19 protein-coding genes are annotated in these 24,235 nt (G+C 63.5%); 8 read left to right on the top strand and 11 right to left on the bottom strand.

The features are described from left to right. Positions 1-94: 94 nt before the first annotated feature. Positions 95-1,003: a LysR substrate-binding domain-containing protein gene (locus NP945_RS07535; RefSeq protein WP_256745977.1), complete on the top strand. Its 909-nt coding sequence runs from the start codon at positions 95-97 to the stop codon at positions 1,001-1,003. A gap of 147 nt (positions 1,004-1,150) precedes the next feature. On the opposite strand, the gene NP945_RS07540 is transcribed toward NP945_RS07535, so the two are convergent. The 3 genes from NP945_RS07540 to NP945_RS07550 all read right to left on the bottom strand — a co-directional run bounded on the left by NP945_RS07540 (position 1,151) and on the right by NP945_RS07550 (position 5,366). Continuing rightward, positions 1,151-4,660, bottom strand: a complete 3,510-nt coding sequence (locus tag NP945_RS07540) for a PAS domain-containing hybrid sensor histidine kinase/response regulator (protein WP_256745978.1) — start codon at positions 4,658-4,660, stop codon at positions 1,151-1,153. 126 nt (positions 4,661-4,786) lie between these two features. Beyond that, positions 4,787-5,062 (bottom strand): type II toxin-antitoxin system RelE/ParE family toxin, encoded by a 276-nt coding sequence (locus NP945_RS07545; protein WP_127321224.1) that lies wholly within the window; start codon positions 5,060-5,062, stop codon positions 4,787-4,789. Then, positions 5,052-5,366, bottom strand: coding sequence for a hypothetical protein (locus NP945_RS07550; RefSeq protein ID WP_256745979.1), 315 nt, complete (start codon positions 5,364-5,366; stop codon positions 5,052-5,054). Before NP945_RS07550 ends, NP945_RS07545 begins: the two co-directional genes overlap by 11 nt. Positions 5,367-5,508: 142 nt before the next feature. On the opposite strand from NP945_RS07550, the gene mscL reads away from it, so the two are divergent. Next, positions 5,509-5,931: a large conductance mechanosensitive channel protein MscL gene (mscL, locus tag NP945_RS07555; RefSeq protein WP_027038576.1), complete on the top strand. Its 423-nt coding sequence runs from the start codon at positions 5,509-5,511 to the stop codon at positions 5,929-5,931. Positions 5,932-6,041: 110 nt separating this feature from the next. Beyond that, positions 6,042-7,208 carry a pyridoxal phosphate-dependent aminotransferase gene (locus NP945_RS07560; RefSeq protein ID WP_256745980.1) on the top strand — a complete coding sequence of 389 codons (1,167 nt, stop codon included), beginning with the start codon at positions 6,042-6,044 and terminating at the stop codon, positions 7,206-7,208. 335 nt (positions 7,209-7,543) lie between these two features. Here the strand turns inward: NP945_RS07560 and hemA are convergent, their stop codons facing one another. Further along, positions 7,544-8,821 (bottom strand): 5-aminolevulinate synthase, encoded by a 1,278-nt coding sequence (hemA, locus tag NP945_RS07565; RefSeq protein WP_127270796.1) that lies wholly within the window; start codon positions 8,819-8,821, stop codon positions 7,544-7,546. 267 nt (positions 8,822-9,088) lie between these two features. Between hemA and galE the strand changes: the two genes are divergently transcribed. From galE to NP945_RS07580, 3 genes are all read left to right on the top strand, one after another. Beyond that, complete coding sequence (gene galE, locus NP945_RS07570) at positions 9,089-10,084, top strand: UDP-glucose 4-epimerase GalE (protein WP_127320762.1); 996 nt, start codon at positions 9,089-9,091, stop codon at positions 10,082-10,084. Positions 10,085-10,187: 103 nt separating this feature from the next. Further along, positions 10,188-11,438 carry a D-amino acid dehydrogenase gene (locus tag NP945_RS07575; RefSeq protein WP_256745981.1) on the top strand — a complete coding sequence of 417 codons (1,251 nt, stop codon included), beginning with the start codon at positions 10,188-10,190 and terminating at the stop codon, positions 11,436-11,438. Positions 11,439-11,440: 2 nt separating this feature from the next. After that, positions 11,441-13,267 (top strand): alanine racemase, encoded by a 1,827-nt coding sequence (locus NP945_RS07580; RefSeq protein ID WP_127271726.1) that lies wholly within the window; start codon positions 11,441-11,443, stop codon positions 13,265-13,267. Here the strand turns inward: NP945_RS07580 and NP945_RS07585 are convergent, their stop codons facing one another. From NP945_RS07585 to NP945_RS07615, 7 genes are all read right to left on the bottom strand, one after another. Then, entirely contained in the window at positions 13,268-14,644 is a 1,377-nt protein-coding gene (locus NP945_RS07585; RefSeq protein ID WP_256745982.1) for an FGGY-family carbohydrate kinase, read from the bottom strand. Further along, entirely contained in the window at positions 14,641-14,958 is a 318-nt protein-coding gene (rhaM, locus tag NP945_RS07590) for an L-rhamnose mutarotase (RefSeq protein ID WP_256745983.1), read from the bottom strand. Before rhaM ends, NP945_RS07585 begins: the two co-directional genes overlap by 4 nt. Next, entirely contained in the window at positions 14,958-15,953 is a 996-nt protein-coding gene (locus NP945_RS07595) for an ABC transporter permease (RefSeq protein ID WP_256745984.1), read from the bottom strand. Before NP945_RS07595 ends, rhaM begins: the two co-directional genes overlap by 1 nt. Continuing rightward, complete coding sequence (locus NP945_RS07600) at positions 15,950-16,924, bottom strand: ABC transporter permease (RefSeq protein ID WP_256745985.1); 975 nt, start codon at positions 16,922-16,924, stop codon at positions 15,950-15,952. Before NP945_RS07600 ends, NP945_RS07595 begins: the two co-directional genes overlap by 4 nt. Further along, positions 16,921-18,462: a sugar ABC transporter ATP-binding protein gene (locus NP945_RS07605; protein ID WP_256745986.1), complete on the bottom strand. Its 1,542-nt coding sequence runs from the start codon at positions 18,460-18,462 to the stop codon at positions 16,921-16,923. Before NP945_RS07605 ends, NP945_RS07600 begins: the two co-directional genes overlap by 4 nt. Before the next feature lie 84 nt (positions 18,463-18,546). Continuing rightward, complete coding sequence (gene rhaS, locus NP945_RS07610; RefSeq protein WP_013533599.1) at positions 18,547-19,542, bottom strand: rhamnose ABC transporter substrate-binding protein; 996 nt, start codon at positions 19,540-19,542, stop codon at positions 18,547-18,549. A gap of 55 nt (positions 19,543-19,597) precedes the next feature. Continuing rightward, a complete protein-coding gene (locus tag NP945_RS07615; RefSeq protein ID WP_256745987.1) occupies positions 19,598-20,407 on the bottom strand; it encodes a DeoR/GlpR family DNA-binding transcription regulator in 810 nt (269 codons plus the stop codon). A 185-nt stretch (positions 20,408-20,592) separates the two neighbouring features. On the opposite strand from NP945_RS07615, the gene NP945_RS07620 reads away from it, so the two are divergent. Together NP945_RS07620 and rhaI are read left to right on the top strand one after the other, a co-directional pair. After that, positions 20,593-22,695: a bifunctional rhamnulose-1-phosphate aldolase/short-chain dehydrogenase gene (locus tag NP945_RS07620; protein WP_256745988.1), complete on the top strand. Its 2,103-nt coding sequence runs from the start codon at positions 20,593-20,595 to the stop codon at positions 22,693-22,695. A gap of 97 nt (positions 22,696-22,792) precedes the next feature. Continuing rightward, positions 22,793-24,085 carry an L-rhamnose catabolism isomerase gene (rhaI, locus tag NP945_RS07625; RefSeq protein ID WP_372337960.1) on the top strand — a complete coding sequence of 431 codons (1,293 nt, stop codon included), beginning with the start codon at positions 22,793-22,795 and terminating at the stop codon, positions 24,083-24,085. Positions 24,086-24,235: the final 150 nt, after the last annotated feature.

Raw genomic sequence — 24,235 nt, forward strand, 5'->3', positions numbered from 1 at the left:
GCCCGGCGCGCGTATGGCCCAGGGTAGGCGAGGCTTGATCATATTAGAATTGCATGGTTGGCTATTTCAGAGACAACAAGTGCGGATAGCTGACATGACGCTGGACGTAGACGCTGTGAAAACATTCGTCGCCATCGCCGATCTTCAGAGCTTTACGCGTGCGGCCGAGGCTCTTGGCAGCACGCAAGGGGCGATCAGCGTGAAGCTGAAGCGGCTGGAAGAGCGCGTCGGCCAGAAATTGATCGAGCGCACGCCCCGGCTGGTGCGCTTGTCGGCGCAGGGCGCGGTGTTTCTCCAGCCCGCACGCGACTTCCTCGCGGCACACGATCGCGCCATTGCCAGCCTGTCTTCGGTGCGCCGCCGCTTCACACTGGGCATCGCCACCCATGTCGGAGGCGCGGAAGTCCCGACATTGCTGGCGCGGCTCAATGCGCATGACCCGGCGCTCACCATCGAAGTGCGGCTCGATGATTCGCGCGACCTGCTGGATGCTTTCGATCGCGGTGAGATCGACGCGGCGATCATCCGCCGGGAGGACGACCGGCGCGATGGTGAAGTGCTGGCGCCCGAACATTTCGGCTGGTACGCCGCGCCCGGCTTCGTCCACCGGGCCGACGAGCCGCTGCGCCTGGCGGCATCCTCGCCATCCTGCGGTATTCGTAACATCACCACCCGCGCGCTCGACGCTGTCGGAATATCGTGGACGGAGGTGTTCCTCGGCTGCGGCTCTTTCGCCGTTGCCGAAGCCGTCTCGGCCGGCCTCGCAGCCTCGGTATTTTCCTGCCGGCTTGCCCCATCCGGCACCATCGAGGTCAGCCGGAAATTCGGGCTGCCGGCGCTGCCGCCTTCCGAGATCGTGCTGCTTTCGACGCTGACGGACGCCAAGTCCCGCGAGGCGCTGAGGACGCTTGCAATGGCCTTTCGCGAGCATCGTCCGCCTGTGGCGGGCAATGCCGGACGGCCTCGGTTCCGCAGTTCCCAGATGGTCGACGGCCTGGCCTAGAGCAATTCTTGGAAAAGTGTGAAGCGGTTTTCCGTCTAGAATTGCGTTAAAACAAAGAGTTAGAGCAGATCGCCGTTTCCGTGAAACGGTGAAATGCTCTAGGACTCCACCCTCGGACACCAGGGCTGAGACCGGGCGCCTTTGCTGCTATTCGGCCGCCGGTGCCAGTGGCCTGACCCTGGCCATCATCGAGCGCAATACCGCTGGTTTGAGCGGTTTGTTGATCACCGCAATCTCGAGCCCGCCGGCGGCCGTGCGCACCTCATTGGAGCGGTCTGCGGTGACCAGCACGGCCGGCAGGGTGTCGCCATGGAGCGCGCGCAGCCTGACGATGATATCGAGACCGGTTTCGCCGTCGAGATGGTAGTCGGCAAGGACGATGTCCGGGCGGTGTGTCACCACGCTTTCCAGATTCTTTGAACCGGACACGGTGTCGACGTTGCAACCCCAGCCTTCGAGCAGGAGCCGCATGCCCTCTAGGATGCGGGCGTCGTTGTCGATGCACAGCACGTGCAGCCCGGCCAGCGAAGCCGTCGCGCGGGCAGGAACCCTGGCGTCGATCTCGCGCCGCGGTTCCTGCACGGCCGCGACGGGCAGGATGACGGAGAAGCGCGTGCCCTTGCCAGGGTTGGAAAAGATCCGGATCTCCAGCCGCAGCACCCGGGCGATGCGGTCGACGATGGAGAGGCCGAGACCGAGGCCCTCGGCCTCGCGCGCGCCCTCGTCGAGCCGGGTGAATTCGCGAAAGACGGTGTTCAGCTTGTCGCCGGCGATGCCGATGCCGGTGTCGATCACCTGGATCTCGGCCAAATCGCCGCGCCGCCTGACGCCAACCAGCACGCGGCCGTGGCGCGTGTATTTGATGGCGTTGGAGACGAGATTCTGGATCAGGCGGCGCAGCAGATTGCGGTCCGTCGTCACTGTCAGCGATGACGGCATGATGGTCAGCTCGAGCTTCTTTTCGGCGGCCAGCGGCAGGAAGTCGTTGCCGATCTGGCGCAGCAATCCGTCGAGGTTGAAGGCGGTATCGTCCGGCTTCATCGCGCCGGCATCGAGGCGGGAGATGTCGAGCACGGCGCCGAGGATCGTCTCGACCGATTCCAGCGAGGATTCGATGTTCACGGCGGCCTTGCCGGCAGGCCCTTTGCCGGCCTTCTCGATCAGCGAGGAGCAATAGAGCCGGGCGGCGTTGAGCGGCTGCAGGATGTCGTGGCCGGCGGCGGCGAGGAAGCGCGTCTTGCCGAGATTGGCCTCCTCGGCCAGCATCTGCGCCTGCGCCAGCTCCTCGTTGACCCGGGTCAACTCCTCGTTGACCCGGGTCAGTTCGATGGTGCGGGTCTTGACGCGCTGCTCCAGCGATTCATTGGCACGCTTCAGCGCCAGATCCTGTTCCACGCGCCCGGAAATGTCGGCATAGGTGGCGACGATGCCGCCGTCCGGCATCGGGTTGGAGCGCAGTTCCAGGATGCGGCCCGAGGTTTTCAGTTCCATCTGCCATGGGCTGACGAAACTGGTCAGGCGGTTGAGCATGGCCACACGCTGATCGGCGGGGATGTCGCCGCGTTCGGCGAGATGGCGCAGGATGCGGTCGAGCGAGACGCCGACCTGGCCCATCTCGTCGGGCAGGTCGAACAGCGCCCGGTACTGGCGGTTCCAGCAGATCAGGCGGAAATCGCGATCGAAGACGGTGATGCCCTGTTCCATCTGGTCGAGCGCGATCTGCAACAGGTCGCGGTTGTGCTGCAGCGCCTCGGTGGCGTCGTCGAGCAAGCGGAAGGCATCCCTGGATTCGCGGTCGTGGCGCCGAAACAGCAGCGACAGGATCAGCCGCGCCGACGAGGAACCGACGGCGCTGGCGAGCAATTGCTCGGAGAAGCGGATGACGTCCATGCTCGCCTGCTCGTTGCCGTGCAGCGAGGCTCCGTTGGTCTTTTCGAACGACTGGAAAGAGCGCTCGGTGCGCTCGACGCCGAGATAGCGCCCGATCGTGTCCTTGAGGTCGTTGACGGTGATGGCGGTGCGGAAGCGGCGCAGGCTTGGCATCGGGCCGGCATCGCGCGGCACGAAGATCGACGCCTGTATACGTTCCAGCGGCACCGATGCGCGCGACAGCGAACCGAGCACGAAGAACACCGCGTTGAGCGACAGGCTCCACAGCACGCCGTGGTTCAGCGGTTCGGCGACGGTGCCGAACAGGGCCTGCGGCCGCAAGGCCTCGAAGCCGAACAGCCCATGCACGATGATGCCGGTATCAGGGGCGGCAAGCGACGGAAACAGCAGCGTGTAGCCCCAGACGAGGATGCCGGCGACCATGCCGAGTGCCGCACCCCGGCCGTTGGCGCCGCGCCAGATCAGCCCGCCGATCAGGGCGGGCGCGAACTGGGCGATGGCCGCGAACGACATCAGGCCGATCGACGACAGTCGCGCGCTGTCGGTGCTCTCGCGGTAGTAGAGGAAGGCGATGAACAAGAGGATGAAGATCGCCCCGCGCCGCACATTGAGGATGAGCGTCGACCAGTCCTCGGTCTCGGAGGTCGAGGTCTTGAGCAGGCGGCGCACGAACAATGGAATGACGAGGTCGTTGGAGATCATGATCGACAGCGCCACGCTTTCGACGATCACCATCGCCGTCGCCGCCGACAGGCCGCCGATGAAAGCCGCCATCGCCAGCACATCATGGCCGCTGAACAGGGGCAGCGACAGCACGTAGAGATCGCTGCTGGTTCCGGTGCCGACCAGCGAAAGGCCGGCGAAGGCGATCGGCAGCACGAACAGGTTGATCGCAACGAGGTAGAGCGGGAACACCCATGTCGCGGTGCGCAGTTCGGCCTCGCCGCGGTTCTCGACGATGGTGACGTAGAACTGCCGCGGCAGCATGATGATGGCAAAGCCGCTGAGGCACGTCAGCACCAGCCAGGTGGCGAGCGAAGTGTTGTAGCTCATCGCCTGGCGGACCTGCGCGTTCTCAGCGAGCTTGTCGAACATGTCGCCCGGGCCGCCGAAGATCAGGAAGGTGACCATCAGGCCGATCGCCAGGAAGGCGGCGAGCTTGACCACGGTTTCGACCGCCACCGCCAGCACCAGCCCGTCCTGGTGTTCGGTGGCGTCGGCGTGACGGGTTCCAAACAGCACCGCAAACAGCGCCAGGAGCATGGCGACGACCAACGAGATGTCGCTGACGAAGGGATCGAACGAAGGCGGCGATCCCGTATAGTGCTCGACCATCAGGCTGACCGAACCGGAAATCGCCTTCAACTGCAGCGCGATATAGGGCACCGCACCAATGGTGGCGATCAGCGTGGCGATCGCCGCGACGGTGAAACTCTTGCCGTAGCGCGCGCCGAGGAAATCCGCGATCGAGGTGATCTTCTCGGTCTTGGCCAGCCGCACGATGCGGTTGAGCAGCGGGAAGCCGAACACGAAGACGAGCACCGGGCCCGTATAGATGCCGAGGAATTCGAGGCCGCGTTCGGAAGAGAGACCGACCGAGCCGAAGAAAGTCCAGGATGTGCAGTAGATAGCGAGGCTGAGTGCGTAGATGAAAGGCCGCCCCCGGCTCGGCTCGGAGATGGCCGAGCGGCGGTCGCCGAGGCTGGCGATGGCAAACAGCAGCGTCACATAGGCGACCGCGATGATGACGATGAACAAGCCCTGCACGCTTGGACTTTCCTCCTCTGCCGTCTTTCTATCCAGCTTGCCCGGACGCAATCACAGCTTGGCGTCCGAGTCCATTGCAGAGCTGCATAGGACGGTTCTCAGGCCGGCGCGTCGGTGTCGATGTCGTTATGGTGAAGATCGCCGCTGGGCGCCGTGGAAGATGCGGCCGACAATGATCTCCTCCGAACCCATACGATAGAGGATGATGTGCTTGCCATGGACGAACTGATGGGTCCTGCCTTCATAGAGCCTGCCCATATTCGGGTAATCGCCGAGCAATTCAAACACCGCGTCGAGTTCACGCAGATACTTTTCGGCCTGAGTGTGGCCGAAGTTTTCGAAGGTATGTCGGTAAATGTCTTTCAGATCGCGTTCGGCGCGATGCGTTATCCTATGGCGCATGCGGGAATTCGGCACGCGCTTCCCGAATAATGTCGTCGATAGACTTGTCGCTGACGGGGCTCTCAAAACCTTCGTCGATGGCCGCCTGAATCGCTTTCCGCTTCTCATCGGGCGAAAGCGCGTCGAACCAAGCGCGCTGCTCCTTTGTCGGAGCCGCCCACGGGTAAACGTCAATGCTGATGGTTTCGAGCATGTTCATGAGAATATTATAGGCGAAAACGCCTATGATTGCCAGAAATTCAACGCTGCTCCTGCCGAACCGTGGGTCTCGAACAACTGAACCGGGGTCGGTCTTGGCGAGCAACCTAGCCGGCTCCCGGTAAGGAGAAACCGGTTGCTTTCTCCTTTTTGCCGATGTTGCGTCAGGAGGTTTTTGTTATGTTGTCTCAGGTCGATGTCGCAAGGACGGAAACGGCAGCTCGGCCAGTCACGACAAGGAGGGTCGAATGCTGAAAGAATTCCAGGAATTTATTTCCAAGGGTAATGTGATGGACCTTGCGGTCGGCGTCATCATCGGCGCGGCCTTCGGCAAGATCGTCGATTCCCTTGTCAACGACATCATCATGCCGATCGTCGGTGCGATTTTCGGCGGATTGGACTTCAACAACTATTTCTTCGGATTGTCCTCAGCCGTCAACGCGACCTCGCTGGCCGATGCCAAGAAGCAGGGCGCGGTCTTTGCCTATGGCAGCTTCATCACCGTGGCGCTGAACTTCCTCATTCTCGCGTTCATCATCTTCCTGATGGTCAAGGCGGTGAACAACATGCGCAAGCGGCTTGAGCGCGAGAAGCCCGCTGCACCGGCCGCTCCGCCGCCTGCCGACGTCGCGCTGCTCACCGAAATTCGCGATCTGCTCGCCAGGCGCTGACCAGGGGCGGCATTTGCTGGACCAAAACCCCGGTCGTTCACGGCCGGGGTTTTCTGTTTTCGCATCTGGTAAGGACCGCTGACGAAAACGCAGACCAAACGGATCCGCCCATGACCCTGATCGACAGCTTGCGCACCGAGGCCCGTGCGGCACCCGAAAGCGGCATTGTCGCCGTCGTCAATTACGGCCGCCTGCGCGAAGGCATGATTCCGCTCTGGGCCGGCGAGGGCGACCTTCCGACGCCAGCCTTCATCACCGATGCCGCGTCGAAGGCGCTGGCCGGCGGCGAGACATTCTACACCTGGCAAAGGGGCATCCCCGATCTCAGGCAGGCGCTCTCCCGCTACTATGCCAGGCATTTCGGCAAGACCTTCCCGGAGGAAGAATTCATCGTCACTGGCTCCGGCATGCATGCCATCCAGCTGGCGCTCGACGCGCTCGCCGGTGCCGGCGACGAGGTTGTCTATCTGTCGCCGGCCTGGCCGAATTTCGATGCCGCGGCAGCGATAGCGGGAGCCATTCCAGTCGCGGTCACGCTCGATCATTCCGGCAATGGCTGGTCCTGCGACGTCGAGAAGCTCGCGGCTTCGATCACGCCGCGCACAAAGGCGCTGTTCATCAACACGCCGTCGAATCCGACCGGCTGGACCGCCGATCATGAGACCTTGCAGGCCATCCTCGATCTGGCGCGCGCGAAAAACCTTTGGATCATCGCGGACGAGATCTATTCTCTGTTCCACTATGGCCACGGCCGCGCGCCGTCCTTCCTCGACATCGCGTCGGCGGAAGACCGCATCCTCTATGTCAACTCCTTCTCCAAGAACTGGGCTATGACCGGCTGGCGCGTCGGCTGGATCAAGACGCATCCGAGCTTGCAGCAGGTGTTCGAGAACCTGATCCAGTATTCGAGCTCCGGCGTCGCCCAGTTCATGCAGCGCGGCGCGGCCGCCGCCCTTGACGAGGGCGATGCCTTCGTTGCCGAACAGGTGGAGCGGGCGCGCAAGGCGCGCGACCTTGTCTGCGGCATTCTCGGCGCCACCGGCCGCGCTGGGTTTACGGTGCCGCAGGGCGCGTTCTATCTGTTTTTCACTGTCGACGGCATCACCGATTCACGCACCGCTGCCTTCGACATTGTCGACAAGGCCAATGTCGGCCTGGCGCCAGGCACCGCTTTCGGCCCCGGTGGCGAGGCGTTTTTGCGGTTGTGTTTCCACCGCCGCCTCGACCAGATCGAGGAAGCGGCACACCGGCTGGCGAAGTGGATGAAGGCAGTTTGAGGATTGGGCTGGACAGGAAAGCCGCGCGTTTGAAGATTCTGGACCGCCTCACTCTTCGGCCGCAGTAACGGCATGGATCCTAGGGTCTGCGCCGCGTCGCTTCGCTCCTTGCTCCGCCCTAGGATGACGAAGAGAAAGATGCCTCGGCCAACCTCGAAGGTCGGCCATTGCTACGATGCCAGACTCCAACTCTGTGACTAGCCAGAAGCCCCCACGCTTCGTCATCCTAGGGCGTAGCAGTCGCGAAGCGACGTCGCGGAGACCCTAGGATCCATGCCGTGACGTCGGAGCGTCGCGGCGTTGGAAGCAATCGACAGGCGCAACCAGCAACGGCTTCAGCCGCCTGACTTAGGCACCAGCAGGGGAATGATGCGGTCGCTCTTGGCCACCGAAGGCCGGCCGGCGGAGCCATAGGGGATGCCGAGCGCATCCCAGGTCTCGACCAGCGCATCCTGCAATTCGGCGATCAGCGCATCGGAGTGGAACGGCGTCGGCGTGATGCGCAGCCGCTCGGTGCCGCGCGGCACGGTCGGGTAGTTGATCGGCTGGATGTAGATGCCGTGCACGCCGAGCAGGCGGTCGCTGGCCATCTTGCAGGCCTCGGGATCGCCGACCAGAAGCGGCACGATGTGGGTCGGCGAGTCCATCACCGGCAGGCCGGCGGCCGACAGGATCTGCTTGGTTCGGCTCGCCTGCTGCTGCTGGGCGTCGCGCTCGGCCTGCGAGCGCTTGAGATGGCGGATCGACGCGGTCGCGGCAGCCGCGATCGCCGGCGGCAGTGCCGTGGTGAAGATGAAGCCCGGCGCATAGGAACGCACGGCGTCGATCACGGCGCTGGTGCCGGTGATATAGCCGCCCAGCGTGCCGAATGCCTTGGCCAGGGTGCCTTCGATGATGTCGATGCGGTCGGCCAGGCCTTCGCGCTCGGTGATGCCGCCGCCGCGCGGCCCGTACATGCCGACGGCATGGACCTCGTCGATATAGGTCATGGCGTTGTAGCGCTCGGCGAGCTCGACGATCTCTTTGATCGGCGCGATGTCGCCATCCATCGAGTAGACGCTTTCGAAGACGATCAGCTTGGCGCGTTCGCGCCCCGCCGCCTGCAAAAGGCTTTCCAGATGCGCCACGTCGTTGTGGCGGAAGATCTTTTTCTCGGCGCCGGAACGCCGTACGCCTTCGATCATCGAGGCGTGGTTCAATTCGTCCGAGATGATCAGGCAGTTGGGCAAAAGCTTCGCGATGGTCGAGATCGAGGCCTCGTTGGAGACGAAACCGGAGGTGAAGACCAGTGCCGCTTCCTTGTCGTGCAGGTCGGCAAGCTCCACCTCGAGTTCGACCAGCGGGTTCGAGGTGCCGGAAATGTTGCGGGTGCCGCCGGCGCCCGAACCCATCTTGCCAGCGGTATTCTGGAACGCGGCGATGACGTCGGGATGCTGGCCCATGCCGAGATAGTCGTTGGAGCACCAGACGGTGATTTCCTCGGCGCGGCCATTGGAACGCCAGATGGCGCGCGGGAACTTGCCCGCGATCCGCTCCAGGTCGGCGAAAACGCGGTAGCGACGCTCGGCATGGAGCTGGTCGATCGCTTCCTCGAAGAACCGCTGATAGTTCATATAGGCTTCCCAATTTTTGCGCGGGATCATAATCATTGGCCTGTTGGTCGTCCACCTGGCCTTTTTGGTCAAAATGCCACGCCCCGGACCTGTTCCTAACGATCACGGATCGTGGCCTATTCCCTTGATGTGGATCAACTTTGTTTCAGGACGATGCCACTAGCCGGCGATGCCGGTTACCACGGTTTCAATGGTTATGCGGCGGGCTTTCCAGTAGAGCGGGGGTTGAGACAGTTTCCGATAAATCTTGGATAAGCGAGGACGCGGATGACGGTTTTGGTTACAGGCGGCGCCGGTTACATCGGCAGCCATATGGTCTGGGAGTTGCTTGATGCCGGCGAGAGCGTGGTCGTCCTCGATCGCCTTTCCACCGGTTTTGAATGGGCGGTGGCGCCGGAGGCGAAGCTGGTCGTCGGCGACGTCGCCGACAGGGAATTGGTCGGCTCGGTCATCAGGGAGAACAAGGTCGACGCGATCATTCATTTCGCCGGCTCGATCGTGGTTCCGGAATCGGTCGCCGACCCGCTCAGCTACTACGAGAACAACACCTCGAAGACGCGCACGCTGATCGAAACCGCGGTGCGCGAAGGCGTGCCCAATTTCATTTTTTCATCGACCGCCGCCGTCTATGGCGGAGCCGGCCTGGAGCCGGTACGCGAGGACGCCCGCCTGTCGCCGGAATCGCCCTATGGCCTGTCCAAGCTGATGAGTGAGTGGATGCTGCGCGACGCGTCGATCGCGCATGGCCTGCGCTATACGGCGCTGCGCTACTTCAACGTCGCCGGCGCCGACCCGAAGGGCCGCACCGGCCAGTCGACGCCGGGCGCCACCCATCTGATCAAGGTCGCCTGCGAGACGGCACTTGGCAAGCGGCCGTTCATGCAGGTGTTCGGCACCGATTATCCGACTCCGGACGGCACCTGCATGCGCGACTACATCCATGTCAGCGACCTGGCGGCGGCGCATCGCCTGGCCTTGCAGCGGCTGCGTGCCGGGGGACAAAGCCTCGTCGCCAATTGCGGCTACAGCCATGGCTACTCGGTGCTCGAGGTCATCGACAGCGTGCGCCGCGCCTTCGGCCATGATTTCGAGGTGAAGATGGGCGATCGCCGTCCCGGCGACGCCGCGGCGGTGGTCGCCAATTCGGATCTCGCCCGCGCTGAACTCGGCTGGACCCCGCAACGCGACGATCTCGACCAGATCGTCGCCGACGCGCTCGCCTGGGAACGCATCCTGACCGGCAAGAACTCCGCGCGCGGCTGAGCCGGGTTCTCCCAAGGGCTCGCAAGGCGGGCAGCGAAGCGCTATTGAAGGCGTTCGCGGCAAGGCGCGGAGGCGTCGCCGCGAGGAGATCTTGGGGGATGGCATGAAAATAACGGTGCTCGGGGCCGGTGTCGTCGGTACGGCGGCCGCCTATTATCTGGCCAGCGACGGCCATGAGGTGACAGTGATCGAGCGCCATCCGGCGGCGGCACAAGGCACCAGCCAGTCCAATGCCGGCCTGGTGTCACCGGGTGACGCCACCGCCTGGGCCTCGCCGGCGGCTTTGAAGACTTTCCTGCGCGGGCTCTACAACCATGATCTCGGCATCAAGGTCAGGCTGCGCCTCGATCCCTATTTCCTCGCCTGGAGCCTGCGTTTCCTGCGCCAGTGCACGGTGGCGCGCCTGCGCGCCAACACCGACATCAAGCTCAGGCTCGCGCTCTATTCGCGTGACTGCATCAATGCGCTTTCGGAAGCGACCGGCATCCACTACGACGAACGCAAGAAGGGCATTCTCTACTTCTTCCGCTCGCAAAAGAGCCTCGATACCGGCACCGACAATTACCGTTATCTTGCCAGGCACGGCCTGCCGATCGAAATCGTCGGCCGCGACCGGCTGGTCGAGCTGGAACCAGGCCTTGCCGGCGTCAAGGACAAGATTGCCGGGGGCGTCTATTCGCCAACCGACCAGACCGGAGATTCCAAGCAGTTTGTCGACAGGCTGGCCGCCTATGCTGCCGAGAAGCTCGGCGTCAAATTCCTGTTCGGCACGACAGTCGAAGGCCTCGACATCGAGGGCGATCATGTGCGCGCGGTGATGACGTCGGCCGGCCCGGTCGCCGGCGATGCCGTGGTCATCTCGATGGGACCGGAGAGCGGCCTGCTCGGGCGCCGTTACGGCATCGACCTGCCTGTCTATCCGGTAAAGGGCTATACCGCGACGATTCCCCTGGAGGACGAAAGCAAGGGACCGACCATGGGCGGCGCCGACGAGGACCGGCTGATCGGCTATTCCAGGCTGGGCAACCGCTTGCGGATGTCCTCGACGGCTGAATTCACCGGCTTCGACCGAACTTTCAAGCCCGCCGATTTCAAGACGATCATCAGCACCGGCAAGGATCTTTTCCCGGGTGCCTTCGACGAGAAGAAGGCTGTGTTCTGGGCCGGTCTGCGGCCGATGATGCCCAACTCGGTGCCGGTCATCGGCCAGGCTCGCTACAAGAATCTCTATCTCGACACCGGCCACGGCCATGTCGGCTGGACCATGGCCTGCGGCTCGGGGAAATTCCTTGCCGACCTCGTTTCCGGCCGCAAGCCGGAGATCGACCCGCAGAGGCTGGTCTACGGGGGGTAGTGATGTCGGGACCGCAAGTCGCTATCGACCTTGGCCGCATCGAGCGCAATGCGCGCACGATCGTCGAGCGCTGCGCGCTGTCGGGCATAAAAGTGTTCGGCGTCACCAAGGGCACTTGCGGCATGCCGCAAGTGGCGCGCGCCATGTTGCGCGGCGGTGTCGCCGGCATCGCCGAATCGCGTTTCGAGAACATCCGCCGGCTGCGCGACAGCGGCATCAACGCGCCGATCATGCTGTTGCGCAGCCCGCCGATGGCGCGGGTCGAGGAGGTGGTGCGCACCGTCGACATCAGCCTGCAGTCGGAACTCGCCACCATCCGCGAAATATCGCGCATCGCCGAGCGCATGGGCCGCATCCACGACATCATGCTGATGATCGATCTCGGCGATCTGCGAGAAGGCATCTGGCCGAACGACCTGATCCCGACCGTCGAGCAGATACTGCAGTTCAAGGGCGTTCGCATTGCCGGCATCGGCACCAATCTCGGCTGTTTCGGCGCCATCATGCCGACGCCGGAAAATCTCGGCCAACTCGTCGCCCATGCCTACAAGACCGAGCGCCTGTCCGGCAGAAGCCTCGACGTGATCTCCGGCGGCGCCTCGTCGTCGCTGCCGCTGCTGCTCGAAGGCAGACTGCCGGCCGGCATCAACAATCTGCGCGTCGGCGAGGCGATCCTGCAGGGTGGTGTCGAGACCTTCCGCGACACGCCGTGGGCGGAGCTCGAACCCGATGCCTGCCGGCTGACAAGCGACATCATCGAGGTCAAGCTCAAGCCGTCACGACCGATCGGCCAATCGGGCTACGACGCCTTCGGCAATCAGCCGGTCTTCCCCGACGAAGGCGACAGGCTGCGCGCCATCGCCAATATCGGCCGTGAGGATGTGCTGGTCGAGGGACTGACGCCGATCGCCAGGGGGATAAGGGTGCTCGGCGCCTCCAGCGATCATCTGCTTTTGGATGTCGCCGATGCCGACCCGAGGCCCTCCGTCGGCGACCGCGTCGCCTTCCGCATGAGCTATGGCGCCATGCTTTTGGCGATGACCTCGGAATATGTCGAGAAGGCCCCGATGCACGACGTCGAGGATTTTTCCGGCCGCAAGATGGTGCAGATCACGGCCGGGCAGGGAGCTGCCGGCATCCTGGCCCGGGAAAGCACCGGCGCCCGGCTGGAAGCGATGAACTTCGACGTGGTGGAACTCGCCGATGTCGAGCGGCCGCCATCGGGGCTGGTCCGGCTGATTGCCGGCGTCGATCGTCGCATCGCCCACAAGGCGCTGACCGCGACGGCGCGCGCGACGCATTCTTTCGGCCTGATCTGGATCGATTCCATCGCCGCCCTGATGCCAGAGGACGAGGAGGGCATCGACCTGCCGGAATGTTCGGTCCTGGCGCGATCGCTCGGGCTCGATCACAAGGCCGGCGCGCTGCAGCCGCAGCTGTCGCCGGAAAATGTCGTCATCGTCGGCCTGCGCCACGCCGATCCGGCCGAGGCGCGGGTGCTGAAGGATTCGCGCGTGTCGGCCTTCACCATGACCGACATCGACGCCATGGGCATGCGCGACCTGATGCACGAAGCGATCCGCATCGCCACCTCAGGCACGCAAGGCTTTCATGTCAGCTATTCGCCGACCGCAACCGAATTCGCCGGCTGGGCTGCGGGCTCCGGCGGGCTGACCGTGCGCGAAACGCACCAGGCGATGGAGGCGATCGCGCTCTCCGGTGGCTTGCTGTCGATGGATGTCTCGGGCCTGACGGCGGATCTGGAGCCGCGGATCGGCACCGACGCGGTCAACTTCGTCATGTCGGCTTTCGGCAAACGGATTCTCTGATCAGCCCTGCACGTCCACTGCCGAGCGCCATGCGCTGACATAGTCGACCCAGGCCGGGTCTACAGGCGGTTCTATTCTTTCGCCCTTGCCGTGCGTCGCCGGCTGATCGGATGCCAGCAGCGCCGCGCCGATGCTGGTGCCGGTGGCGGCCTCGGACCCAACCACGGCGCGCGCCGTGGCTGCCGCCAGCATGCCGACAAAGAGCCGGTTGCGGGCAAAGGGGCCTTCGACCGTGGTCGGGCCGTCCGCGCCGATCAGTTCGAGGCAGGTTGCCGTCATCAATGCCAGGTAGAACGAGATGGCGGCAAAGCGCTGGCCGCTGTTCAGGCCGTCGGCGTTGACCCATGCCGCGGCATGGTGCGGGAATGGCCCCGAGCCTTGCTGGGTCGACGGCAGCAGCAGCATTTTTCGCGCCAGCACGGCGCCGACATCATTCTCGGTCCACTGCTCCGGCTGATCCTTTGTCAGCACGGAAAACTCGCGGCCGCCCATGAAGCGCGCCGAGGGAACGGGATCGCCGATTGCGTTGACATTGACCAGCGTGTCGCGCGCGGCATCCAGCGCAATCTGTTTGCCGCCGACCGCCATCGACACCACCCAGGTGCCGGTCGAGACGACGGAGAAAGGCGGTTTGTCGGAGAGAAGATGCGGCAGAAGCGAGGCGTTGGAATCATGCAGGCCGCAGAACACCGGCGTTTGCGGATCGAGTCCGGTTCGCATCGCAACGATGGGCAGGATCGGGCCGAGGCGGTCGCTGGCCGGCCGCACCGGCGCCATCAGCCCGCGCCATTCCAGCCTGTCGACCAACGATGAGAAATCCGCCGTCCACGGGTTCCACAGGTCGGTGTGGCAGCCGAGCGAGGTGACCTCGTTGGCGGCGATGCCGGTCAGGCGCAACGCCCAGTATTGTGGGTACATCAGCATCGCGGCGGCCCTGGCGAATTCCGCCGGGAAGCTCTTCTGCTGCCAGAAGAATTGAGCACCAAGATTGAGGCCGAGCGGCAGGCGCGGCGTGCCGGTCTCGGAGAAGGGCGGGCGGATCGCGTCATAACCCTCGGCCAGCCCGTCGGGGCCGTCGAACTCATAGTCGAGCACCGGCAGCACCAGTTCACCCGCCGCGTCGACCAGCACGCCGGTCGCGCCATGGGTGGTGATCGAAATGGCGTCGATGCGCTGTTCGCGATTGAGACCGGCAAGGCTTTCGAGGATGAATGCCCACAGGGCCTCGACATCGTGGTGCGGGTAAGGCGCCTGTCGCACCGGCGCATTGGACATGCGGCGCAGCGCCACCTCGCTCAACGTAGCGAGGTCGACCAGCGCCACCTTGGCGTTGGTCTTGCCGATGTCGATAACGGCGATGTGGCGCATCGCACTCATGCCATGTGGAACACGGTTTCCAACGGCACGGCCACCGGCTCGTTGTCCTGCCTGGTTTCCATGATGTCGGCCATTTCAGCCCACCAGCGCTGCATCACCGGATATCCGGGCAATTCGTCCATGCCGTGGTCGTCACGCCGCCACAGAACACCGAACAGGATATTGGTCTCCTCGTCGAGATGGATGGAATAATCGGAGACGCCGGCCTGCTTCAGCAGCGATATCAGCGACGGCCAGATCTCATCGTGACGCTGCTTGTACTCGGCCTTCATGCCGGGCTTCAGCTTCATCTTGAATGCATATTTCTCGGCCATCAACGCCCTCCGCGGAGTCGCCGCCAGACGATCGGCAGGGCAATGACGATAATCAGCAGCAGGCCAATGAAGATCGACATGACGATGCCGGGCACGTTGAGCAGGCCAAGCCCGAAGGTCACCAGCCCCATGATGAAGGCCGCGAGCACGACCCCAACAATGCTGCCGGCGCCACCGAGGATACTGACGCCGCCGAGCACCACCATGGTGATGACTTCCAGCTCGTAGCCCTGCGCGATCGATGGCCGCGTCGAACCGAGCCGCGAGGTGATCAGCACCGAGGCGATGCCCGACATCAGCCCGGTCAGGCAAAACAGGAGGAACTTGGTGCGGCCGACGCGCACGCCGGAAAACTGCGCAGCTATCGGATTGTTGCCGATGGCGAAGACGCGTCGGCCAAAACTCGTACGGTGCAGCAGGAACCAGTAGACGACGGCCGCGATCAGGAAGAGCACCAGTTCGAACGACACCACCCACCAGACATAGCCCTGGCCGAAGAAGGCGAAGCTTGCGGGATAACCCTTGTAGGCCTGGTCGCCGAGGATGATGAAGGCGATGCCGCGAAACAGGCTCATCGTGCCGATGGTGACGACGATCGAGGGCAGACCGAGCCTTGTCACCAGCAGACCGTTGAAGGCGCCGCAGCCGAGCCCGACGACGATGCCGATCGCTACCAGCACCGGCGTGCCGGCGCCGGCCTGCACCGCCATGCCCATCATCGTCGACGCCAGCGCAATGATGGCGGCCACCGACAGATCGATCTCGCCCGAGATGATCAGCAGCGCCATGGCGAAGGCGATCAGGCCTTTCTCGGTGAAATTGAAGGTCAGATCGGACAGCGAATACGGGTCGAGGAAATAGGGCGAGGCGAAGCTGTTGATGGCGAAGATGGCGACGGCCACCACGACCAGCAGCGCTTCCCAGGAAAAGATCGCCGAACGAAGCGGCTTGTCGAGCCGGTCGGGAATGTGGCGCGGAGCAGGGATGTCGGTCACGCCTCCACCTTTCTGAGGATGATGCGGCCTTGCTGGCGTTCGCCGCGCGCGTTGAGCACGACGGCCAGGATGATGGCGCTGCCAGAAATCGCCATCTGCCAGAAGGGCGAGATGTTGATGACCGGCAGCGCGTTGGAGATGATGCCCAGGAACAGTGCGCCGAGCACCGCGCCGCCGACCGAGCCGATGCCGCCGGCGATCGAGATGCCGCCGATGACGCAGGCGGCGATGATGTTGAGCTCATAGCCATTGGCGACCTCGACCGACGCGATCACATAGCGCGAGATCCAGAGATAGCCTGACAGGCCGCCGATCATGCCGGAGATGCAGAAGACGATGAATTTCGTGCGGCCGACATCGATGCCGGCATAGACGGAAGCCGTCGGGTTGACGCCGATCGCATAGATCGAACGGCCGAGCGCGGTGCGCGTCATCAGGACGAAGAACAGCGCAATGACCAGGATGGCGATCCACGACAGCACCGGAATGCCGAGAAAGGCGGCGCGCTGAAAGCCGATGAAGTCCGGGCTCATCTTGTCGGCATTGACCCAGGCGCCGCCGGACAGGACGAAGGTGGCGCCGCGATAGATGGTGAGCGTGCCCAACGTCACCACGATCGAGGGGATGTTCAGCCGCCAGACCAAAAGGCCGTTGATGGCGCCCAGCATCAGCCCGACGGCCAGCGCGACGACGATCAGCAGCGGGATCGGGATTGCCGGATGCGCGGCGTTCAGCATCGCCACCACCATGCCGGTGAAGCATAGATTGGACGCCATCGACAGATCGATCGACCGGGTCAGGATGACCACCATCTGGCCAAGCGCCAGGATCATCAGGATCGAGGTGTCGTTGAAAACCTGGCGCAGATTGCCGGGGTCGGCGAAGGCCGGGAAGCGCGTCGAGATCAGGCCGATCAGCACGACGATGGCCGCGAACAGCCAGATTTCACGGTATTTGAGGAAAGCCTTCATGCCGCAATCCCTGCTGCCGTCCGAACCAGCGTCTCGGCGTCCAGCCCCTTGTTGTCGTAGACCGCCGCGACAAGCCCCTCGCGCATGACCACGACGCGGTCGGACATGCCGAGGATTTCGGGCAGCTCGGACGACACCATGATCACCGACAGGCCTTGCGCCACCAGCTCGGCCATGAAGCCGTGCACGGCGGCCTTCGAGCCGATGTCGATGCCCTTGGTCGGCTCGTCCAGGATGATCACCTTGGGCGACGTCGCCAGCCATTTGGCGATGACGATCTTCTGCTGGTTGCCGCCCGACAGCGTGCCGACATCCTGGCTGAGCGAGGAGGCCCTGAGGTCGAGCCGCTCGGTGTAGGAGCGGGCCAGATCGAACTCCTCCGACAGCCGCAGCAGGCCGGACTTCGATGTGCGCTTGAGCGAAGGCAGCGAGACGTTCTGGAAGATCGGCAGGCCGATCACCACGCCTTGCTTGCCGCGTTCTTCCGGCACGTAGACGATGCCGGCATCGATCGAATCCGCAGCCGATTTCGGCGCGAGCGCCTTGCCTTCCAGCGTGATCGTGCCGGCTGATGTGCGGGTGATGCCCGATATCGCCTGCATCACCTCGCTGCGGCCGGCGCCGACCAGGCCGTAGAAGCCGAGGATCTCGCCCTTGTGCAGTTCGAAGCCGATGTCGTTGAATTCGGTCGGATGCGACAGGCCGGAGACGGAGAGCACCGGCAAGCCGATCTCGGCCTTGCGCTGCGGGAAGATGTGATCGACCGCGCGGCCGACCATCAAGCGCACGATCTGGCTTTGGCCGGCATCCCTGATCAGGCCTTCGCCGACCATCTCGCCATCGCGGAACACCGTGTAGCGGTCGGCGATACGGTAGATCTCGTCGAACTTGTGGCTGATGAACAGGATCGCCTTGCCATCGCTCTTGAGGAACTCGATCAGCAAAAAGAGCTCCTCGATCTCCTTCATCGAGAGTGCTGCGGTCGGCTCGTCCATGATGACGATCTGCGCGTCGATCGACATGGCGCGCGCAACGGCAACCAGATGTTTGTTGGCGATGCCGAGGTCCTTCAGGCGCGCATCGGCGTCGATATGGCCGGCATGCATGGTGTCGAGCACTTCGCGTGCATTCTTGCGCATCGTGCGCCAGTCGATGGTGCGCAATCGCGTGCGCGGCGCATGGCCGAGAAAGATGTTTTCTGCGACCGACAAATCGTCGAACAGCACGGTTTCCTGGTGGATGGCGGTGACGCCGTGCCCGAAGGCGGCATGCGCGCTCGGCAGGGTGACGGCCTGGCCGTCGATGCTGATCGTACCCCCGTCGGGCTGGTAGATGCCGGTCATGATCTTGACCAGCGTCGACTTGCCGGCGCCGTTTTCGCCGATCAGCGCCGTCACCTGCCCGGGGTAGAGAGACAGGCTGACATTGTGCAGCGCGCGCACGCCGGGAAAGCTCTTGGAGATGCCGGACAGCGTCAGGCGTGGAGCCGGGGCCGGAGGCCGCTCCTTCACCGCGCCGTGTTGGGCTGTCGTGTCCATAATCGTATCAAGCCCTGAAACAAGGTTCGTTTAAAGTCGCGGCGGGACGTGAGCCCCGCCGCGTCAGCTCGAGAGAACTCCAGATCAATAGATCTTGGAGAACTTTTCGATGTTCGACTTGTCGAACTGGAAGGGCGGAGCCATCGCAGCCGAGTTGGTGTCGTCGAGCGTGACCTTGCCGACGCGGCCGATCGACAGGGTGGCGCCGGGCTTTGCCTCTTCCTTCTTCACCGCCAGATCATGGGCGAGGTAGACGGCCGAGTAGCCGAGGTCGATCGGGTTCCACAGGGCAACCGCCTGGCTGGAACCGTTGTCGATGAACTTCTTGAACTCCGACGGCAGTGCGAGACCGGTGACATTGACCTTGCCGATCAGGTTTTCGTCGGTGACGACCTGGGCGGCGGCGACGACGCCGACGGTGGTCGGCGCGATGATCGCCTTGAGGTTCGGATAGGACTTCAGCAGGCCCTTGGCTTCGTCGGTGCTCTTGGCCGAGTCGTCATCGCCGTAGACGGTGGCGACGAGTTTGATCTTGGGGAACTTCTCCGGCAGGATTTTCTTGGCCGCGTCGATCCAGGCGTTCTGGTTGGTCGCGGTCGAGGAGGCCGACAGGATGGCGACCTCGCCGCCTTCCGGCAGGTGGTCGGCGGCAAGCTTGATGATGGTCTCGCCGATCAGGCCGGTGTCGGACGGGTTGAGGTGAAGCTGGCGGCCTTCCTTGGCGACGCCCGAATCCCACGAGATGACGGTGATGCCGCGTTCCATGGCCTTCTTCAGCACCGGCACCAGCGCGTCGGCGTCATTGGCCGAAATGGCGATGGCGTTGACCTTCTGCGCGATCAGCGAATTGACCACTTCGATCTGCGCTTCGGCGGTCGCCTTGGTCGGGCCGGTGTAGATGATGTCGACATCGCCGAGTTCCTTGGCCGCCTCTTCGGCGCCCTTGTTGGCGGCATCGAAGAAGCCGTTGCCGAGCGACTTAACCACCAGCGCGATCTTGACGTTTTCGGCATAAGCGGCATTCACGAACATGGCGGCTGAAAAGGCCGCCGTCACCATCAATTTCTTCAAGAAGCTCATCGAATTTCCTCCCTTGAGCGTTGCATTCCATCGTCGCTGCGGGCGCGAGTTGGCCTCAGGCCTGCAGTGAAGATTCTTCCTTGTTGGTTGCGGATGTGCGGGCGACGACCAGCGTCACGCCGGCGGTCTCCAGCATCTTGGCCTCGCGATCCTCGATGCCGTCATCGGTGATGACGGTGGCGATGCGCGACAGGCCGCACAGGATCAGGCTGGAGCGTTTGCGGAATTTCGAGGAATCGACCAGCACCACCAACTCGTCGGCCTGGTCGATCAGCTTCTGCTCCGCCTGGATCAAAAGCGGATCGCCTTCCATCAGGCCAAGCGGCCCCAGCCCCTGCGCGCCCATGAACATGCGGCGCGCATAGAAATTGCGCGTTACGTCATTGTCGAAGGGCGACAGAATGATGTTCTGCTCGCGATAGATGGTGCCGCCCGACAGCATCACCGTGTTCTTGGAGTGCTTGAGCAGGTGCTCGGCGATCGGGAACGAATTGGTGAAGATCGGCATGCGGCGGCCGGTCAGGAAATGCACCATCTGGAAGGTGGTGGTGCCGCCATTGATGATGATCGGTTCGCCGTCCTTGCACAGCTCAACCGCTTCACGCGCTATTGCCCGCTTCTGCGAGGCGTTGATGGTTTCGTTGACGGAAAAGGGCCGGCCGGCCAGCCCGATGAACTGCGGCGGCGAGATTGCCTCGGCGCCGCCGCGCACACGGCGCAGCCGCTTCTGGACGTGGAGGGCCGCGATATCGCGCCGGATCGTCGCCTCGGACGACTCCGTCAGGTCGACCATCTCCTGCACCGTCACCACAGGCTTTTCCTGGACGGCGGACAGAATGATCCTGTGGCGCTCTTTTTCGTGCATGGTTCCTCCCTGCCTGAGCATCTAGGCACCCAAAACGCGCAGTGTCAATCATTTCCGATCATATAATTTCATTGTGCAGTGCAATATGATCGATATTGATCGTTTGTGATTGACAAGCCGGCTGCTTCCGTGGAAATTCGGGGCCAAATGGCCGCGCCTTTTGCGTGCCTTCGGGAGGATTTCTTATGCTCGACAAGCGCACCGGCGCGCGCCTCGCCAATCTGTGGGACGAGGCCAAGGCTCACGCGATGAGCGGGCCGGACCTTCTGGTCTACCGCTCGAACACACTTGGTTCCGACAAGCGCGTCACCAACTATGGCGGCGGCAACACGTCGTCGAAGATCTGGCAGAGAGACCCGCTCACCGGCGAGGATGTCGAAGTGCTGTGGGTCAAGGGATCGGGCGGCGACAGCGCCTCGATCAAGCTGGACGGCTTTGCCACGCTCTACATGGACAAGCTGCGCGCGCTCAAAGGTCTCTATCGCGGCGTCGAGCACGAAGATGAAATGGTCGGCTTCCTGCCGCACTGCACCTTCAACCTCAATCCACGCGCGGCCTCTATCGACACGCCGTTGCACGCCTACGTGCCGAAGCCTTTTGTCGACCACATGCATCCCGATGCCATCATCGCCATTGCCGCCGCGAAGGATTCGAAGGCGCTGACGAAAGAAATCTTCGGCGACGCCATCGGCTGGTTGCCGTGGAAGCGTCCCGGGTTCGAGCTTGGCCTGTGGCTGGAGAAATTCTGCCTCGAACACCCCGATTCCAAGGGTGTCATCCTGGAAAGCCACGGCCTGTTCACCTGGGGCGACACCCCCAGGGAATGCTACGAGACGACGATCTCGGTGATCAACCAGGCAATCGAATGGTTCGAGCGCCGCTCCGAAGGTGTCGCTATCTTCGGCGGTGAAGTGGTCAAGGCACTCGACGCCACCGAGCGCCGTGCCATCGCGGCCAAACTGATGCCGAGGATTCGGGGCCTGATCTCGGAGAAGAGCCACAAAACAGGCCATTTCGACGATTCCGCCGCCGTGCTCGAATTCGTCAATTCCAGGGATCTGCGCCCGCTGGCGGCACTCGGCACCTCGTGCCCCGACCATTTCCTGCGCACCAAGATCCGCCCGCTGGTCATCGAATTCGATCCGGCCAAGCCCGATGTCGATGCGGTGATTGCGCGGCTTGCCGACGACATCGCAGCCTATCGCGTCGGCTACCAGGCCTACTACGACAGCTGCAAGCATCCGGACTCGCCCGCCATCCGCGATCCCAATGCCGTCGTCTACCTGATGCCCGGCGTCGGCATGTTCACCTTCGCCGGCGACAAGGCGACGGCGCGCATTTCGGGCGAATTCTATGTCAACGCCATCAACGTCATGCGCGGCGCCTCCACCGTCTCGTCCTATGTCGGCCTGCCTGCACAGGAAGCCTTCGACATCGAATACTGGCTGCTCGAGGACCTGAAGCTGCAGCGTATGCCGAAGGCGAAGTCGCTTGCCGGCCAGATCGCGCTGGTCACGGGTGGCGCCGGCGGCATCGGCCGCGCCACGGCCAACCGGCTGCTGCGCGAAGGCGCCTGCGTGGTGCTGGCCGACATCGACGAGACAGCGCTGGCCAGCGCCAATGACGAACTGGCCAAGGTCTATGGCAAGGATTTCGTCCGCCCGGTGCTGATCAACGTCACCTCGGAGGACCAGGTTATCGCCGGCTTTGCCGAGACAGCGGTCGAGTTCGGCGGCATCGACATTCTGGTGTCGAATGCAGGGCTGGCCTCCTCGGCGCCGATCGAGGAGACGACGCTGGCGCTGTGGAACAAGAACATGGACATCCTGTCGACCGGCTATTTCCTGGTCTCGCGGGAAGCGTTCCGGCTGTTCCGCGCGCAGAAGATTGGTGGCAACGTCGTCTTCGTCGCCTCCAAGAACGGCCTTGCCGCATCACCCAACGCCGCCGCCTATTGCACCGCCAAGGCCGCCGAGATCCATCTCGCCCGCTGCTTGGCGCTTGAGGGCGCGGAGGCGCAGATCAGGGTCAATGTCGTCAACCCGGACGCGGTGCTGCGCGGCTCGAAGATCTGGACTGGCGAGTGGAAGGAACAGCGCGCCGCCGCCTACAAGATGTCGACCAACGATCTGGAGGAGCACTATCGCTCGCGTTCGATGCTGAAGCGCTCGGTCTTCCCGGAAGACATCGCCGAAGCGATCTATTTCCTGGCGTCCGACATGTCGGCCAAGTCGACCGGCAACATCATCAATGTCGACGCGGGCAACGCCCAGAGCTTTACGCGCTAGCCGCTTCGCCCTTCTCCCCATCACTATACGGGGAGAAGGTGCCGGCAGGCGGATGAGGGGCAGCGCTGCCCGAACATATTTTGGGAGGAATCAGCACTTGTCCGAATCCATCATCTCCGCCGACCTCGTCGACAAGGACAACGGCGCGCGCAAGCCCAACCTCAAGCGCGACTACGCCTCGCTCGGCGAGCGGCTCGACCGTCGCGGCATCGCTATCGACGCTATCAGAGACAAGGTCGAGAAATTCGCGGTGGCGATCCCGTCCTGGGGCGTCGGCACCGGCGGCACGCGCTTTGCCCGCTTTCCCGGCGCCGGCGAGCCGCGCGATATCTTCGACAAGATCGAGGACTGCGCCGTCATCCAGCAATTGACGCAAGCGACGCCGACCGTCTCCCTGCACATTCCGTGGGACAAGGCCGACCCGAACCGGCTGAAGCAGGCGGCTTCGCGCTTTGGCCTCGGCTTCGACGCCATGAACTCCAACACTTTTTCCGACGCGAAGGACCAGGCGCTTTCCTACAAATTCGGCTCGCTGTCGCATGCCGATGCCGGCACGCGCCGGCAAGCGGTCGAGCACAATCTCGAATGTATCGAGATCGGCAAGACGCTCGGCTCCAAGGCCCTGACGGTGTGGATCGGTGACGGTTCGAACTTCCCGGGCCAGGTCAATTTCGCCAAGGCGTTCGAGCGCTATCTCGACGCCATGAAAGAGGTTTACGCCGGACTGCCCGCCGGCTGGAAGCTGTTCAGCGAGCACAAGATGTACGAGCCGGCCTTCTATTCCACCGTCGTGCAGGACTGGGGCACCAACTACATGATCGCCAGGGAATTGGGCGACAAGGCGTTCTGTCTCGTCGACCTCGGCCACCATGCCCCCAACGTCAACATCGAGATGATCGTCTCGCGGCTGATCCAGTTCAAGAAGCTCGGCGGCTTCCATTTCAACGATTCGAAGTATGGCGACGATGATCTCGATGCCGGTTCGATCGACCCCTACCGGCTGTTCCTCGTCTTCAACGAACTGGTCGATGCCGAACTGTCCGGCACCGAGGGTTTCGATCCGGCGCACATGCTCGACCAGAGCCACAACGTCACCGATCCGATCGAAAGCCTGATGCTGTCGGCGGTCGAGGTGCAGCGCGCCTATGCGCAGGCGCTGCTTGTCGACCGCAAGGCGCTGGAAGGTTTTCAGGACAGTAATGACGCGCTGATGGCGACGCAGACGCTGAAAGCCGCCTACCGCACCGATGTCGAGCCGATCCTCGCCATGGCGCGGCTGAAGACCGGCGGCGCCATTGATCCGGTCGCGGCCTATAGGGCGGCGGGCTATCGGGCGAAAGTCGCGGCCGAACGTCCCGCGGTCGCCGGTGGCTCGGGCGGCATTGTCTGAGGCCGAGCCGGCCCCCTCATCCGGCCGCTTTGCGGCCACCGCCCTCCGGGCATTCGTTGTTCGAAAAGCCAAGCAGTTGGCTTTTGGCCCGCCGCGCGGACCACGCCTCACCCCGCTGGGGAGAAGAGACTGACGTCAGCGCTGACAACC

This window comes from Mesorhizobium sp. LMG17149 (genome assembly GCF_024518695.1).
Taxonomy (GTDB): domain Bacteria; phylum Pseudomonadota; class Alphaproteobacteria; order Rhizobiales; family Rhizobiaceae; genus Mesorhizobium.